We start from the raw sequence: 12,733 nt of genomic DNA, 5'->3' as shown, positions 1-12,733 counted from the left end.
TCCGCACGCCCAAGGTCAGGACGGCGGCGCCGTGGGCGGCGGCGGATCGGGTGGCGGGGGCATCATCGCGGTCGGGTGGGAGAGCCGGTTCTCCTCCACGATCAGCGTGCGGGCCCGCTTGCGCCGGTCCTGCCAGAACCAGAGCGTGGTGAGCAGGACGGCCAGCCCGGCCAGGATCAGCACCCAACCGACCGCACGCAGGTCGATCCACCAGACGTTGGCCCGGATGGCGAAGGTCAGGATCGCGCCGACGGCGATGAGAAAGATTCCGCTTCCAATGCCCATGTGCGCTGCACTCCCCCGTGCGATGGCTCTTGGGCGTGTCCTGTCGTGGTCCGCGATGGTTACCCGTCAGGCGGCCGGCCTACCGGCCGGGCGGCGAAACAAACGGCGGCGGCCGGCGAGCTCTCCGCTCACCGGCCGCCGCCGTCGAACCGGTCGGATCACCCCACGGGGGATCAGAACGCCTCCTCCGGGAGGTCCATGATCTCCACGTCGGCGCCCTCGATGATCCGCCGGTCGGCGCCGATGCGGGGCAGCACCTCGCGGGCGAAGAACCGGGCGGCGGCCACCTTGCCGGTGTAGAACGCCTTGTCGGCGGCGGAGACCTCGCCACCGAGCGCCTTCAAGGCCACGTCGGCCTGCTTCTGCAGCAGCCAGCCGACCACCAGGTCGCCGATCGCCAGCAGGAACCGGCGGCTGCTCAGGCCGACCTTGTAGAGGGCCCGCGCGTCGCCGCCCTGGACCTCGCCCAGCCAGCCGGTCAGCACGCCGAGGATGTTCTGGATCTCGGCGAGCGCCTTGCCGAGCGCCTGCCGCTCCTCCTTGAGCTGGCCGTTGCCGGCCTCGGAGGTGATGAACTCCTGGATCTCACCGGCGACCGCCAGCAGGGCCTTGCCGTTGTCCCGGACGATCTTCCGGAAGATCAGGTCGAGGCTCTGGATCGCCGTGGTGCCCTCGTAGAGGGTGTCGATCTTGGCGTCCCGGACGTACTGCTCCAGTGGGTAGTCCTGAAGGAAGCCCGAGCCACCGAAGGTCTGCAGCGACTCGTGCCCGAGCAGCTCGTACGCCCGCTCCGAGCCGACGCCCTTGACCAGCGGCAGGAGCAGGTCGTTGACCCGCTTGGCCAGCTTGGTGGCCTGCTCGTCACCGGCCGCCTCGGCGATGGCGACCTTGTCCTGCCAGCCGGCCGTGTAGCAGACCAGCGCCCGCAGGCCCTCGGCGTACGACTTCTGCAGCAGCAGCGAGCGGCGCACGTCCGGGTGCTGGGTGATGGTCACCCGCGGGGCGGTCTTGTCGGTCGACCGGGTCAGGTCGGCGCCCTGCACCCGGTTCTTGGCGTACTCCAGCGCGTTCAGGTAGCCGGTGGAGAGGGTGGCGATCGCCTTGGTGCCGACCATCATCCGCGCGTACTCGATGATCATGAACATCTGCCGGATGCCGTCGTGCTTGTCGCCCAGCAGCCAGCCCTTGGCCGGAACGCCGTGCTCGCCGAAGTTCATCTCGCAGGTGTTGGAGACCTTCAGGCCCATCTTGTGCTCGACGTTGGTGGCGAAGACGCCGTTGCGCTCGCCCAGCTGGCCGGTCTCCTCGTCGAAGTGGTACTTCGGCACGACGAAGAGCGAAAGGCCCTTGGTGCCGGGGCCGCCGGCACCCGCCACGCCGACCGGGCGGGCCAGCACGTAGTGGACGATGTTGTCGGAGAGGTCATGCTCACCCGAGGTGATGAAGCGCTTGACGCCCTCGATGTGCCACGAGCCGTCCGGCTGCGGGATGGCCCGGGTGCGACCGGCCCCCACGTCCGAGCCGGCGTCCGGCTCGGTGAGCACCATGGTCGAGCCCCACTGCTTCTCGATGAAGAGCCTGGCCCACTTCCGCTGCTGCTCGGTGCCCTCGACGTGCAGCACGTGCGCGAAGGACGGGCCGGAGGCGTACATCCAGATCGGGGCGTTGGCGCCGAGCACCAGTTCGGCGAGCGACCACCAGAGCGCCCGCGGGGCGTTGGTGCCGCCGAGGGCCTCGGGGAGGTCCAGGCGCCAGAACTCCGAGTCCATGAACGCCTGGTACGACTTCTTGAACGACTCCGGCAGCGGCGCGGTGTGCGTCGCGGGGTCGAAGACCGGCGGCGTGCGGTCACTGTCCGAGTAGCTGGCGGCCAGGTCCTCGCGGGCCAGGCGGTCGACCTCGGAGAGGAAGCTGCGGGCGGTGTCGACGTCCAGGTCCGTGTACGGCTCCTGGCCGAACGTCCGGTCCGCCCCGAAGACCTCGAACAGGTTGAACTCGAGGTCCCGAAGGTTGCTCTTGTAGTGGGTCATGCTCGCTGGCCCCGCTTCCGGACAGATATTACCGATCAGTAACTGAGACTCTATTACTCACCGGTAGCCAGCGACAAGCCGATCACCGAAGTGACGGCGATTACACACCCCCGGTTCAGCCTGCGGCCACTCGCGCAGCAGTGCGGCCGCGACCAGCACGAGCAGCCCGTCGGCCGACGAAGGATGCGCTCGCTGGACCGTCAGCTCTCCGCCGCGCCGACCTCCCAGCTCGGCACGGGCGCCTTCGCGCCGCTGGCCGGGCCGCCGTATTCCATCAGGACCAGCGCGATGTCGTCGTCAAGTCGGCCGTGCACCCACTCGACCAGGGCGGTCTCCAGCGAGGCCAGGCCGTCGGCCACCGTGCCGTGGCCGAGCAGCCGCCACGCCCGGTCGGCGGTCGGGAAGAACTCGCCGTCCCGCCGGGCCTCGCCCAGCCCGTCGGTGAAGAGCAGCAGCCGGTCGCCCGGTTCGAGCCGTTCCACCCGGGGTCGGACCACCGGCATGAAGCCGAGCGGGGGCGCGGGCGCGGGCGGTTCGAGCGGGATCACCGCGCCTCCGCGCAGCAGCAGCGGTGGCGGATGTCCACAGTTGACGATGGTGAGCGTGCCGCCCCGCTCCTCGACCAGCGCGGCGGTGACGAAGTCCTCATCGCCCACGTTGCGGGCCACCGCCCGGTCCAGATCGGTCACCACGGCGCGCAGGTCCGCCCGCTCGTACGCCACGTGCCGGTAGGAGCCGAGGACGATGCTGGCCAGCCGGACCGCGTCCAGCCCCTTGCCGCGGACGTCGCCGATGATCATGCGGACGCCGTACGGGGTGTCCATCACCTCGTACAGATCGCCCCCGATCACCGCGGTGGCCGTGGAGGAGATGTACCGGGCGGCGACCGCGAGGGTGCCCACCTGCGGACCGAGCGGCCGGAGCACCGCCTGCTGGGCGACCGAGGCGAGCCGGGACAGCTCGGCGATCCGCTCCGACTGGCGCTGGCGGGCCGCCGCCACGGCGGTGGCGATCGCGGTGGCCAGCGCGATGCCCGCGACGTTGACCGCCGTGACCAGGGACATGGCCGGATCGGCGAGGGCGAAGGACCCTCCGATCGCCGTGCCGAGGACACCCGCCCCGAGCACCACCCGCCAGGAGGCCAGCGCGGCGGCGAGGAACGGGGCGGCGGCCATCAGCGCGAGGAAGTGCGCAGTCCGGCCGTCCGCCAGTTCCACGGCGGAGACGATTGCGAGCAGCCCGAGGGCCGCGCCGAGGCCGGCGCGGGATCCGGGGCTCAGCGGGCGGGGGCCCGACTGGAAGGGTTGCGTGCGTACATCGGACAGCATGCCTGATGGAGGTGAACGGGTGAATGAACCTGACCCGTCGTCCGACGGTATTCTGCCCGGCCGGACCGTTCCGGCGGCACGATCGCCGTCGGTCACCCGGTCAGCCGAGGACCTCGTACCGGACGGTCACCTCGCCGAGGTCGGTCGAGGCGATGGCCGCGAAGGCGGCGCGGGACAGGTCCAGGCACCGGCCGGCGACGAACGGGCCGCGGTCGTTGATCCGGACGACCACGGACTTGCCGTTGGCCGGGTTGGTCACCCGCACCTTGGTGTCGAACGGCAGGGTCTTGTGCGCGGCGGTCATGGCGTTCGGGTTGAACGTCTCCCCGTTCGCGGTCATCTGGCCCTCGTCGTAGAAGGACGCTCCGCAGGAGCCGCTGTCGACCACCTTCGGCGCGGGGGTGGTCTTCTTCGCGGTTGGCTTCGGGCTCGCGGTCCGGGTCAGGCTCCGGGAGGCCGCCTTGGTACGGGTCACCTTCGGGCTGGGGGTGGCCTTCGGCGACGGGCTGAGGCTCGGCGATACGGACGCACTCGGCGAGGCCGACGCGCTCGGGGACGAGGCCGCCGAGGTGGGGACGACGGCGCTGGGCAGGGCCTCGGCGACGGCGGGCCCGGCCGCGGGCTCACCCGAGGTGAGCCGCACCGCGCCGACGGTGCCGCCGACGGCGAGCAGCACGCCGACGGCCGCGGTGGCGGCGATGCCGGCGGGCGAGGAGAACTTGCGGGTACGGAGGTGCCTACCAGCCACCGCGCGGTCCTTTCGTCAGCGGAGCAAACCGGCTCGGACCGTAACGAGAGAAGCACTTCCGAAGTCAACGTGATCATAGTGCTATGCCCGCATTTACCCCGATACGTCTATCCACTCGTGTGAACATTCCTCATCCGAACGGACGAAGGGTCGCTGGCCGGGGCCGGTGCCGCATCGTCTGGCGTCGGTGCCCGAGGATGGGAGGCGTGCTGAGCCACCGCCTCGTCGAGCTGTTCCGCTGGGTCGACCCCGGTCCGGACAGCAGTCACCTGGTCAGCGACATGTCCGGCTGGTGGCGGGATCCCGGGGTGCTGGCCGGCATCGGACCGGCCCTGGCCGGCCTGTTCCCGGACGCCCGGCCCACCGTCGTGGTCGCCCCCGAGGTGACCGGGCTGCTGCTCGGCCCGCTGGTGGCGGTGGCCGCCGGCGCCGGCTTCCTGCCGGCGTACAAGCAGGACGGTGGGCGGCGGCGGGTCGGCCCGATGCGCTGGGCCGAGACGCCACCGGACTACCGGGGCCGGCGACTGCGGATCGGCGCGGACGCCCGCCGGCTCGGCCCCGGCGACCGGGTGCTGCTCGTCGACGACTGGGTGGCCACCGGCGCCCAGCTCGACGCGCTCCAGCGGGTGGTCCGGGACAGCGGGGCGGAGCCGGTCGGCGCCGCCGCGGTCGTGGCGACCTGCCCGCCGCAGGTGGCCGAGCGGCTCCGGCTGCGTACGCTGCTCAGCCCCGACCAGCTGCCCTGAGCGACGGCGGTATTGACCTCAAGCACGGTTGAACGTCGAGGATCGCCACATGGACGACGGCATCCTGGACGAGGCGTACCAACGACTGCACCGCACCGGCCCGGAGTTCGAGGGCTGGCTCTCCAACCACGGCCCGATGGCGGTCGAGGCGATGGTCCGGCACGGGCACGGCGCACGGGTGCACCGCTGGCTGGACGACTACCTGCGCCAGCTGGACGAGCGGCCCCGCGGACTGCGACCGATCGACGACTGGCCGACCGCGCTCGGCGACCCGAAGCGGGCCGGCGACTGGCTCGCCCACTTCGACCGGGAGGTGCGTGAACGCCCCTGGCGGGAGGTGCTGGGCACCTGGTGGCCACGGCTGCTGCCGGGCATCGCGGCCGGCGCCACCCACGGCGTGATCCGGGTCGGGCACGCGGTGCGGGTGCTGCGCGCCGACGGGGTGAACCGGGAAAGGCTCGCCGAGCTGGGCCAGGCGCTCGGCTACTGGGCCGCACGCTGGCAGCCGGTGCCCGGGGCCGGCCCGCTCACCGGCCGGTCCGGCGTGGTGGCGGCGCTGGCCGGGGTGCCCCGGATCCCCGAGCAGAGCGGCGGCATCCGGGAACGGCTGGGCCGGCTGCCCGACGTACCGGACTGGCCCGGGGCGGTGGCGGCGCTGCGCCCGCCGGACGGCCCGGCAGAGGCCGAGCGGACCCTCACCGAGCTGGTGCACCGGGCGGGCCTGGACTACCTCCGGTTCGGGCACGGCAACCCGGTGATGCTGGTGCACGCGGTGACCGCGCCGACCGCGGTGCTGCGTACGCTGCCGGCTCTGGATCCGGCGCTCTGGGCGCCGAGCGTCGCCGCGGCCTGGTCGGCCACGGCCGCCGTGACCTCGGTGTACGCCCCTCCGGCGCCGGCCGCCCCACCGGCGGTCACGCCGGTAGGGCCGGCGGAGGTGTTCGCCCGGGCGGCCCGGCACGGCGACGCACACGTGGTGAAGCTGGCCGACGCGGTGCTGGACGCGCACGCGGCGACCGGCGATGCCCGGGTCCTCGCGGCAGCCGGCTACGCCGGTCAGCTCATCTGACGAAGCCTCGACGACCGTGCAGGGCCCGCCCTGTCCCAGGCTGGGCGTCGAGGCGTGGGGCGGACGAAATCCCGCGACGGGCCACCGCACCGCCAGTAGCCTCGGCAGGATGTGGCCCCGCATCGGTGGACTTCGCACGCTCGCCCTCGGCACGCCCGGCGAGATGCGCGCCAACCTCAACACCCTCGTGCTGGCCGGCGTGAAGACCGCCACCGCCGGCCTGCTGACCAGCGAGTACGCCGACGAGAACGAGGAACTGGAGCACGTCGGTGAACGGCTGGTCCTGGTCGACGACCACGACGCGCTGGTCGGCCTCGTCGAGGTCACCGGCGTGGAGGTGGTCCGCTTCGCGGACGTTTCCTGGGATTTCGCCCGCTCGGAAGGGGAGGGTGACCGGTCGATCGAGGAGTGGCGGGAGGGGCACCGCCGCTACTGGGCTCGGGAGGGCTTCGCGGTCGACGACGACTCCCAGGTGGTCTGCATCCGGTTCCGGCTGGTGTCCGCCGGGGACGGCGGCATCAGCACCGGCGACCTGGGCACCTGACCCCGCGGGGGATCAGACCCGGCGCAGCTCGGGCAGCAGGCCGGCCGCCTCCACCAGCACCGCCTCGTCGCCGGCGTACCAACTGCTGGCCCGGGGCCAGTGCGTCACCACGTCGGTGAAGCCCAACCGGCCGGCCCGCGCGACCTGCTCGGCAAAGAAGTCCGCGCTGCCGAGCGAGAAGACCGGCGCCGAGTCCAGCGACAGGTAGCGGTCCAGGGTGGCCAGGTCCCGGCCGGCCCGCTCCAGGGCCTCGTCCATCCGGCCGGCGAGGTCCGCGACCGACGACCACCAGCTCTCCAGGTCGTCGCCGCCGAGCCCGGTGGTCACCCACCCCTGCCCGAACCGGGCGACCAGGCGCATCGACCGGGGCCCGTTCGCGGCGACCACGAACGGCACCCGGGGCTGCTGGACGCAGCCGGGATTGTTCCGCGCGTCCACGGCGGCGAACCACTCGCCCCGCCAGGTGGTGCCGTCCTCCCGCAGGATCAGGTCCAGCAGCTCGGTGAACTCGGCAAACCGGTCGACCCGCTGCCGGGGCGGCAGGGTCTCCCCGCCGAGCACGGTGGCGTCGAACCCGATGCCGCCCGCGCCGATGCCGAGCAGCAGCCGGCCGCCGGAGACGTCGTCCACGGTGGTCACCTGCCGGGCGAACGCCGCCGGGTGCCGGAAGTTCGGCGAGGCGACCAGCGTGCCCAGGCGGATCCGGGAGGTCACCGTCGCGGCGGCGGTCAGCGTGGTCATCGAGTCGAACCAGGGACCGTCGACCAGATCCCGCCAGCCCAGGTGGTCGTACGTCCAGGCGTGGTCGAAGCCCCACTCGTCCGCCTGCCGCCAGCGCCGCTGGGACTCCGACCAGCGCTGGTCCGGCAGGATCACGATGCCAATCCGCATGATCGCCAGGGTACGGCCTGGCCGGCCGGACCGAGCGGGCCGGCCGACCCGGTCCGTACTACGCCGTCACCACGTCGGCGACCACGCAGGCGACATTGTCCGGCGCGCCCGCCGCGTACGCGAGGTCGACCAGGCGCCCGACGGCGGTCTCCGGATCGTCCGCCCCGGCGAGCGCGGCGTGCAGCGCCTCCGGGGCGACCACCGCGGAGAGCCCGTCGGAGCAGAGCAGGTACCGGTCACCGGCAATCGCGGTCCGCAGCGCCAGGTCGGCCTCGACCTGCGCACCCGTCCCCAGTGCCCGCACCAGCAGGGCCCGCTGCGGGTGTGCGGCGACCTCGGCCGGGCTGAGCCGGCCCTGGTCGACCAGCGACTGCACGTACGTGTGGTCCTGGGTCAGCCGGACCAGCTCGCCCCCGCGCAGCAGGTACGCCCGGGTGTCCCCGACGTGCACCAGGGCGAGCTGCGACCCGCGCCGCAGGATCGCGGTGAGCGTGGTGCCCGGCTGGTGCCCGTTGGTGGCGGAGGCACGTACCGTGCGGTCGGCCGCGGCCACCGCGTCGGCCAGCGTGGCGAGCAGTTCGGCGGCCGGCGCGGCGGAGAGTTCCAGCGGCCGGAGCGCGTCCACGGCGGCGGCACTGGCGGCGGCCCCGCCCGGACCGCGCATGCCGTCCGCCACGGCGAGCAGGCTCGGACTGGCGTACGCGGTGTCCTCGTTGGAGTCCCGGACCGCGCCCGTTTCGCAGCGGACGGCGTACCGGAGGGTGGGTTCGGACATGGTGGTGCCCCTCTCGGAGAGCTGGTCGACGAGGAGCGCGACGACGCGTCCGCGGGCCGCGGTGTCGGCGCTGACCCGGCGCCACCAGGCGTCGACCGCCCCGGCCGCCGCGTCGGGTGGCAGGCCGCAGACGGCCCGGATGTCCGCGAGCGGCATCCCGGCCCGGCGCAGCGCGGCGATCAGCCGGGCCCGGTCGAGCTGGGCCGGCGCGTAGTAGCGGTAGCCCGAGTGCGGGTCGACGGCGGCGGGCGGCAGCAGCCCCAGTTCGTCGTAGAGCCGCAACGCCTTCGGCGTCAGCCGCGCCGCGCGGGCGAACGCCCCGATGGTCAGCAGCTCCACGGACGCATCCTCCTCGTGCCGGTCCCGGCGACCGGCACGGACCACGCTCGGGCTTGCCGCAAGGGCAAGGTCAAGGGGTGAGTTCGGCCAGCTCGTCGCCGGGCGTCAGCGCCCCGATCTCGTCCCGCACACCGGGCATGCTGCCAACCGGGTCCGATACCGTCAGTCGCCGGACGCGGGGTTGGCGTCGACCGCGGCGCGGACGAACTCGCGTACCCGGGCCGTGGTGTTGCTCTCCCGCCAGACCGGCCCGCGGCGGATCGGCGGCGCGTCGCGGATCGGCACGTACGCCAGATCCGGCCGGGGATAGTAGCGGCGGGTCTCCGCACCCACCGGCAGCACCCCCCGGCCCATCGCGACCAGGGACAGCATCTCGGAGAAGGTTTCGCCCACCGGCCCCTTCGGCACCGGCCGGCCGGACGGGGTGCGCTCCGGGGTGCGGTCCCGCTTGAACTCGGCGGAGGTCACCGCCGGATACTGCACCACCGGATGCTCGGCCAGCGCCTCCAGCGACACCGACTCCTCGCCGGCCAGCGGATGGTCCGCGGCCACCGCGAGCACCCGCTGCTCGCGGAGCAGCGCCGGGCCGTTCGCCATGCCGTCGAAGGGGTACGACGCGATGAGCACGTCGACCGTGCCGTCGCGCAGGCTCGACCGGGTGGTGGCCAGCGGCGCCTCGTGGACGTGCACCACGCACTCCGGGTGACGCTCGGTGAAGAGGCTGACGGCACGCAGCAGCACCGGCGCGGTCGACTCGCCGACGAAGGCCACCCGCAGCTCGCCGGAGAGGCCACGCCCGGCCTCGACGGCCCGCCGGACGGCGTCCTCCATGCCGGCCACCAGCGGGCGCAGTTCCTCGGCGAGGCGGGCGCCGATCGGGGTGAGCCGGACGACCCGGCTGGTGCGCTCGAAGAGTGGCGCACCGATCCGGCGTTCCAGCTTCCGGATCACGTGACTGATCCGTCCTGTGGTCACCCGCAGCCGCTCGGCGGTATGCCCGAAGTGCAGCTCCTCGGCCAGGGTCAGGAACGTCTCGATCTCGTACCGCTCCAGCACGCCCACTCCCATCGTTGAATCCGGGTCAACGATCGTAGTCCGATCGCGGCTTGGTCGGCGACGGCGTCCGGACGAGGGTGGAGGGCGACCCCTTCGAGGAAAGGAACCTGATGGACCCCGTCATCGACTACCTGGCTGGCCTCGACGCCCCGCTGCGCGAGACCGCCGAGAGGCTCCGGACCGTCATCGACGCCGCGCTGCCCGAGGCCAGCGGCGCGATGTGGCACGGCCACCCGGTCTGGGGCCTCGGCGACCGGCCGGGGAAGACGCCGGTCTGCCTGGTCAAGGCGTACCCGTCGTACGTCACCTTCGGGCTGTGGCGGGGGCAGGACGTGGCGGACGCCTCCGGCCGGCTCACTCCGGGCGCGCGGCGGATGGCCTCGGTCAAGCTCCGGACCATCGACGAGATCGACCCGGACCTGTTCGCCGGCTGGCTCCAACAGGCGTACGCCCTGGAGGAGGCGCAGTGAGCGCGGTGCGGGTGATGGCCTTCGACCACCTGGTCCTCACGGTCACGGACGTGGAACGCTCGCTCGACTTCTACTGCGGCACCCTCGGCCTGGCGCCGGTACGGGTCGACCGCTGGCGGGCCGGCGAGGTGCCCTTCCCCTCGGTACGCGTCAGCCCCGAGACGATCATCGACCTGGTACGCGGCGAGCCGACCGGGTCGAACGTCGACCACATCTGCCTGGTGGTGGAACCCGTCGACTGGTCGACGGTGCTCGACTCCGGCGCGTTCACCGTGCTGACCGGGCCGGTGCCACGCTTCGGCGCCCGGGGCACCGGCACCTCGATCTACGTACGCGACCCGGACGGCAACACCGTCGAGCTGCGCTGCTACCCGCAGTAGCCGTCGTTGCCGGCGGGCGGCTGTCCGTTAGCGTGGCGCGATGCCTCAACTCCAGCGACTCGACGTCCACCATGCTCCCGCGCTGCTCCGTTTCGAGCGGGAGAACCGGGCGTACTTCGCGCGGACCGTGCCGGACCGGGGCGACGACTACTTCAGGGAGTTCACCGCCCGGCACGCGGCGCTGCTCGCGGAGCAGGCCACCGGCCGATGCCAGTTCCACGTCCTGGTCGACGACGACGGCACCGTGCTGGGGCGATTCAACCTGGTGGACGTCGCCGACGGCAGCGCCGAGCTGGGCTACCGGGTGGCCGAACGGGCGACCGGCCGGGGCGTCGCGCAGGACGGCGTCCGCCAGGTCTGCGAGCTGGCCCGCGACGAGTACGGGCTGCGCCGGCTGGTCGCCTCCGCCGCGCTGGCGAACCCGGCGTCGCTCGCGGTCCTCCGGCGTACCGGGTTCGTCCCGGCTGGTGAGGTGCTACTCAACGACCAGCCCGGCCTCCGGCACGTCCGCGACCTGGCCGCCCCCGTCTGAGGGCCGGAGGCCGCCAGCAGGCCGAGGCCGGACCGGCGCGGCCTGCCTGCGGGTCGCCTTGGCTGACGCACATAAGCAGCGCTTTCAACCACAGGGTTGACGGATGGGCGACTTCCGATCTATCTCTCAACCATTCGGTTTAAGCTGAGGAGGATGACCACGGACGCGCTGTCCCGAGCCTTCGCCGCTCTCGCCGATCCGACCCGGCGCGACATGGTCGCCCGGCTCTCCGAGGGCGACGCGACCGTAAGCCAGTTGGCCGAGCCGTACCGGATGACGCTGCAGGCCGTCTACAAGCACCTGCGGGTGCTGGAGGACGCCGGGCTCGTCAGCCGACCGCGAGGGCCGCAGCCCCGGCCGGTGCGCCTGGAGGCCCAGGCCTTCGACCTGATGGACACCTGGATCGAGCGCCACCGGAGCCGCGTCGAGCACCGCTACCGCCGCCTTGACGCCGTCCTCGCGAAGATGAAGAGAGACGAGCATGAACAGGATCACGGAGACAGTCATCGAAGCTGACCCGAGGCTGCCGGTCATCCGGACAACTCGTGACTTCGCGGCAACGCCCGAGCAACTGTTCCGCGCCCACACCGATCCCGCGCTGTTCGCCCAGTGGGTCGGTCCCAACGCCATGGCCACCCGGATCGAGCACTGGAACGCGTGTACCGGCGGCAGCTGGCGATACATCTCGGTACGCGACGACACCGAATACCGGTTCCACGGCAGCTTCCATGAAGTGCGGCCGGACCGGATCGTGCAGACCTTCACCTTCGAGGGCGATCCCGACGGAGTCGCGCTGGAGACGTTGTGGTTCGAGGACCTGGGCGACGGCCTTACGCGGCTGCGGACGCAGTCATTGGTCGACAGCTTCGAAGGCCGCGATGCGTGGCTGCGCAGCGGCATGGAGGGCGGTATCAACGAGGGCTACGCCAAGCTGGACAGGATGCTGATCGATGGCGCTGTCTGACCGCCCAGCCGAGCGACACCGGCAGATTGCCGGGCTCTTCACCGACCGCGTCCGCGGTACCCGGTCCTGGGACGTGCCATCCCCGGTCGCCGGCTGGACCGCCCGCGACGTCGTACGTCACCTGACCGGATGGTGCTCCGGCTTTCTTGCCTCCGGTGCCGGCATCGAACTGCCCCACGGACCGTCGGTGGACGAGAACCCGGTCGCCGCGTGGCAGGTTCACTGCGACGGTGTGCAGGCGGTGCTGGACGATCCGGAGACGGCGCACCGGGAACTCACCAACCCACACATCGGCCACATGCCGCTGGAGAACGCGATCGACCAGTTCTACACGGCTGACGTGTTCATGCACACCTGGGATCTCTCCAGGGCCACCGGCCAGGACGATCGGCTGGACCCCGACTTCTGCGCTCAACTCCTCGGTCAGATGGAGCAGATGGAGCAGGTTCTCCGCTCCTCCGGCCAGTTCGGCACCCGGGTCGACGTACCCGGCGATGCGGACACCCAGACCAGACTGATGGGTTTCATCGGCCGGGACCCATTCTGGTCGGGGCGGCGAGCCGGGCGCCCCTGACC

16 protein-coding genes are annotated in these 12,733 nt (G+C 72.4%); 9 read left to right on the top strand and 7 right to left on the bottom strand.

Annotated elements, in window-relative coordinates:
- Positions 1 to 15: 15 nt before the first annotated feature.
- The 4 genes from ACFYM6_RS01495 to ACFYM6_RS01480 all read right to left on the bottom strand — a co-directional run bounded on the left by ACFYM6_RS01495 (position 16) and on the right by ACFYM6_RS01480 (position 4,391).
- Positions 16 to 285 carry a DUF6458 family protein gene (locus ACFYM6_RS01495; RefSeq protein ID WP_073835076.1) on the bottom strand — a complete coding sequence of 90 codons (270 nt, stop codon included), beginning with the start codon at positions 283 to 285 and terminating at the stop codon, positions 16 to 18.
- Positions 286 to 458: 173 nt separating this feature from the next.
- On the bottom strand, positions 459 to 2,315 hold the full coding sequence (locus ACFYM6_RS01490) for an acyl-CoA dehydrogenase (protein ID WP_387271186.1): 1,857 nt from the start codon (positions 2,313 to 2,315) through the stop codon (positions 459 to 461).
- A 200-nt stretch (positions 2,316 to 2,515) separates the two neighbouring features.
- Entirely contained in the window at positions 2,516 to 3,643 is a 1,128-nt protein-coding gene (locus ACFYM6_RS01485; RefSeq protein ID WP_387271184.1) for a PP2C family protein-serine/threonine phosphatase, read from the bottom strand.
- A gap of 100 nt (positions 3,644 to 3,743) precedes the next feature.
- Positions 3,744 to 4,391: a septal ring lytic transglycosylase RlpA family protein gene (locus ACFYM6_RS01480; RefSeq protein WP_387271182.1), complete on the bottom strand. Its 648-nt coding sequence runs from the start codon at positions 4,389 to 4,391 to the stop codon at positions 3,744 to 3,746.
- Between the two features lie 197 nt (positions 4,392 to 4,588).
- Between ACFYM6_RS01480 and ACFYM6_RS01475 the strand changes: the two genes are divergently transcribed.
- The 3 genes from ACFYM6_RS01475 (at position 4,589) to ACFYM6_RS01465 (ending at position 6,750) form a co-directional block, all read left to right on the top strand.
- Positions 4,589 to 5,137: a phosphoribosyltransferase gene (locus ACFYM6_RS01475; RefSeq protein ID WP_387271180.1), complete on the top strand. Its 549-nt coding sequence runs from the start codon at positions 4,589 to 4,591 to the stop codon at positions 5,135 to 5,137.
- Between the two features lie 49 nt (positions 5,138 to 5,186).
- The gene (locus tag ACFYM6_RS01470; RefSeq protein ID WP_387271178.1) at positions 5,187 to 6,206 is read left to right on the top strand and encodes a hypothetical protein; all 1,020 of its coding nucleotides are present in this window, start codon (positions 5,187 to 5,189) and stop codon (positions 6,204 to 6,206) included.
- A 109-nt stretch (positions 6,207 to 6,315) separates the two neighbouring features.
- Positions 6,316 to 6,750 (top strand): ASCH domain-containing protein, encoded by a 435-nt coding sequence (locus tag ACFYM6_RS01465; protein ID WP_387271176.1) that lies wholly within the window; start codon positions 6,316 to 6,318, stop codon positions 6,748 to 6,750.
- 12 nt (positions 6,751 to 6,762) lie between these two features.
- On the opposite strand, the gene ACFYM6_RS01460 is transcribed toward ACFYM6_RS01465, so the two are convergent.
- The 3 genes from ACFYM6_RS01460 to ACFYM6_RS01450 form a co-directional block, all read right to left on the bottom strand.
- A complete protein-coding gene (locus ACFYM6_RS01460) occupies positions 6,763 to 7,641 on the bottom strand; it encodes an LLM class flavin-dependent oxidoreductase (RefSeq protein ID WP_387271174.1) in 879 nt (292 codons plus the stop codon).
- Positions 7,642 to 7,699: 58 nt separating this feature from the next.
- Entirely contained in the window at positions 7,700 to 8,755 is a 1,056-nt protein-coding gene (locus ACFYM6_RS01455) for a MerR family transcriptional regulator (protein WP_387271172.1), read from the bottom strand.
- A gap of 162 nt (positions 8,756 to 8,917) precedes the next feature.
- On the bottom strand, positions 8,918 to 9,811 hold the full coding sequence (locus ACFYM6_RS01450) for a LysR family transcriptional regulator (protein WP_387271835.1): 894 nt from the start codon (positions 9,809 to 9,811) through the stop codon (positions 8,918 to 8,920).
- Positions 9,812 to 9,921: 110 nt separating this feature from the next.
- Here ACFYM6_RS01450 and ACFYM6_RS01445 point away from each other — a divergent pair, with 110 nt between their 5' ends.
- The 6 genes from ACFYM6_RS01445 (at position 9,922) to ACFYM6_RS01420 (ending at position 12,731) form a co-directional block, all read left to right on the top strand.
- Positions 9,922 to 10,281, top strand: a complete 360-nt coding sequence (locus ACFYM6_RS01445) for a DUF1801 domain-containing protein (protein WP_387271170.1) — start codon at positions 9,922 to 9,924, stop codon at positions 10,279 to 10,281.
- A gap of 14 nt (positions 10,282 to 10,295) precedes the next feature.
- Complete coding sequence (locus tag ACFYM6_RS01440) at positions 10,296 to 10,661, top strand: VOC family protein (RefSeq protein WP_387271833.1); 366 nt, start codon at positions 10,296 to 10,298, stop codon at positions 10,659 to 10,661.
- A 40-nt stretch (positions 10,662 to 10,701) separates the two neighbouring features.
- Complete coding sequence (locus ACFYM6_RS01435; RefSeq protein WP_387271168.1) at positions 10,702 to 11,193, top strand: GNAT family N-acetyltransferase; 492 nt, start codon at positions 10,702 to 10,704, stop codon at positions 11,191 to 11,193.
- Between the two features lie 153 nt (positions 11,194 to 11,346).
- Positions 11,347 to 11,709 carry an ArsR/SmtB family transcription factor gene (locus tag ACFYM6_RS01430; RefSeq protein ID WP_387271166.1) on the top strand — a complete coding sequence of 121 codons (363 nt, stop codon included), beginning with the start codon at positions 11,347 to 11,349 and terminating at the stop codon, positions 11,707 to 11,709.
- On the top strand, positions 11,675 to 12,157 hold the full coding sequence (locus tag ACFYM6_RS01425) for an SRPBCC family protein (RefSeq protein ID WP_387271164.1): 483 nt from the start codon (positions 11,675 to 11,677) through the stop codon (positions 12,155 to 12,157). Before ACFYM6_RS01430 ends, ACFYM6_RS01425 begins: the two co-directional genes overlap by 35 nt.
- On the top strand, positions 12,144 to 12,731 hold the full coding sequence (locus ACFYM6_RS01420; protein ID WP_387271162.1) for a TIGR03086 family metal-binding protein: 588 nt from the start codon (positions 12,144 to 12,146) through the stop codon (positions 12,729 to 12,731). The genes ACFYM6_RS01425 and ACFYM6_RS01420 overlap by 14 nt, the downstream gene beginning before the upstream one ends.
- Positions 12,732 to 12,733: the final 2 nt, after the last annotated feature.

Source organism: Micromonospora sp. NPDC006431 (assembly GCF_042870725.1).
GTDB lineage: Bacteria > Actinomycetota > Actinomycetes > Mycobacteriales > Micromonosporaceae > Micromonospora.
The sequence above is the reverse complement of the archived record's forward strand: the minus strand, read 5'-3'. Positions and strand labels throughout refer to the sequence as shown.

Excerpts from the sequence above, each read along its gene's own strand:
- ACFYM6_RS01495 (WP_073835076.1), bottom strand. The coding sequence starts at position 285 with ATGGGCATTGGAAGCGGAATCTTTCTCATCGCCGTCGGCGCGATCCTG.
- ACFYM6_RS01490 (WP_387271186.1), bottom strand. The coding sequence starts at position 2,315 with ATGACCCACTACAAGAGCAACCTTCGGGACCTCGAGTTCAACCTGTTC.
- ACFYM6_RS01485 (WP_387271184.1), bottom strand. The coding sequence starts at position 3,643 with ATGCTGTCCGATGTACGCACGCAACCCTTCCAGTCGGGCCCCCGCCCG.
- ACFYM6_RS01475 (WP_387271180.1), top strand. The coding sequence starts at position 4,589 with ATGGGAGGCGTGCTGAGCCACCGCCTCGTCGAGCTGTTCCGCTGGGTC.
- ACFYM6_RS01470 (WP_387271178.1), top strand. The coding sequence starts at position 5,187 with ATGGACGACGGCATCCTGGACGAGGCGTACCAACGACTGCACCGCACC.
- ACFYM6_RS01465 (WP_387271176.1), top strand. The coding sequence starts at position 6,316 with ATGTGGCCCCGCATCGGTGGACTTCGCACGCTCGCCCTCGGCACGCCC.
- ACFYM6_RS01460 (WP_387271174.1), bottom strand. The coding sequence starts at position 7,641 with ATGCGGATTGGCATCGTGATCCTGCCGGACCAGCGCTGGTCGGAGTCC.
- ACFYM6_RS01445 (WP_387271170.1), top strand. The coding sequence starts at position 9,922 with ATGGACCCCGTCATCGACTACCTGGCTGGCCTCGACGCCCCGCTGCGC.
- ACFYM6_RS01440 (WP_387271833.1), top strand. The coding sequence starts at position 10,296 with ATGGCCTTCGACCACCTGGTCCTCACGGTCACGGACGTGGAACGCTCG.
- ACFYM6_RS01435 (WP_387271168.1), top strand. The coding sequence starts at position 10,702 with ATGCCTCAACTCCAGCGACTCGACGTCCACCATGCTCCCGCGCTGCTC.
- ACFYM6_RS01430 (WP_387271166.1), top strand. The coding sequence starts at position 11,347 with ATGACCACGGACGCGCTGTCCCGAGCCTTCGCCGCTCTCGCCGATCCG.
- ACFYM6_RS01425 (WP_387271164.1), top strand. The coding sequence starts at position 11,675 with ATGAACAGGATCACGGAGACAGTCATCGAAGCTGACCCGAGGCTGCCG.
- ACFYM6_RS01420 (WP_387271162.1), top strand. The coding sequence starts at position 12,144 with ATGGCGCTGTCTGACCGCCCAGCCGAGCGACACCGGCAGATTGCCGGG.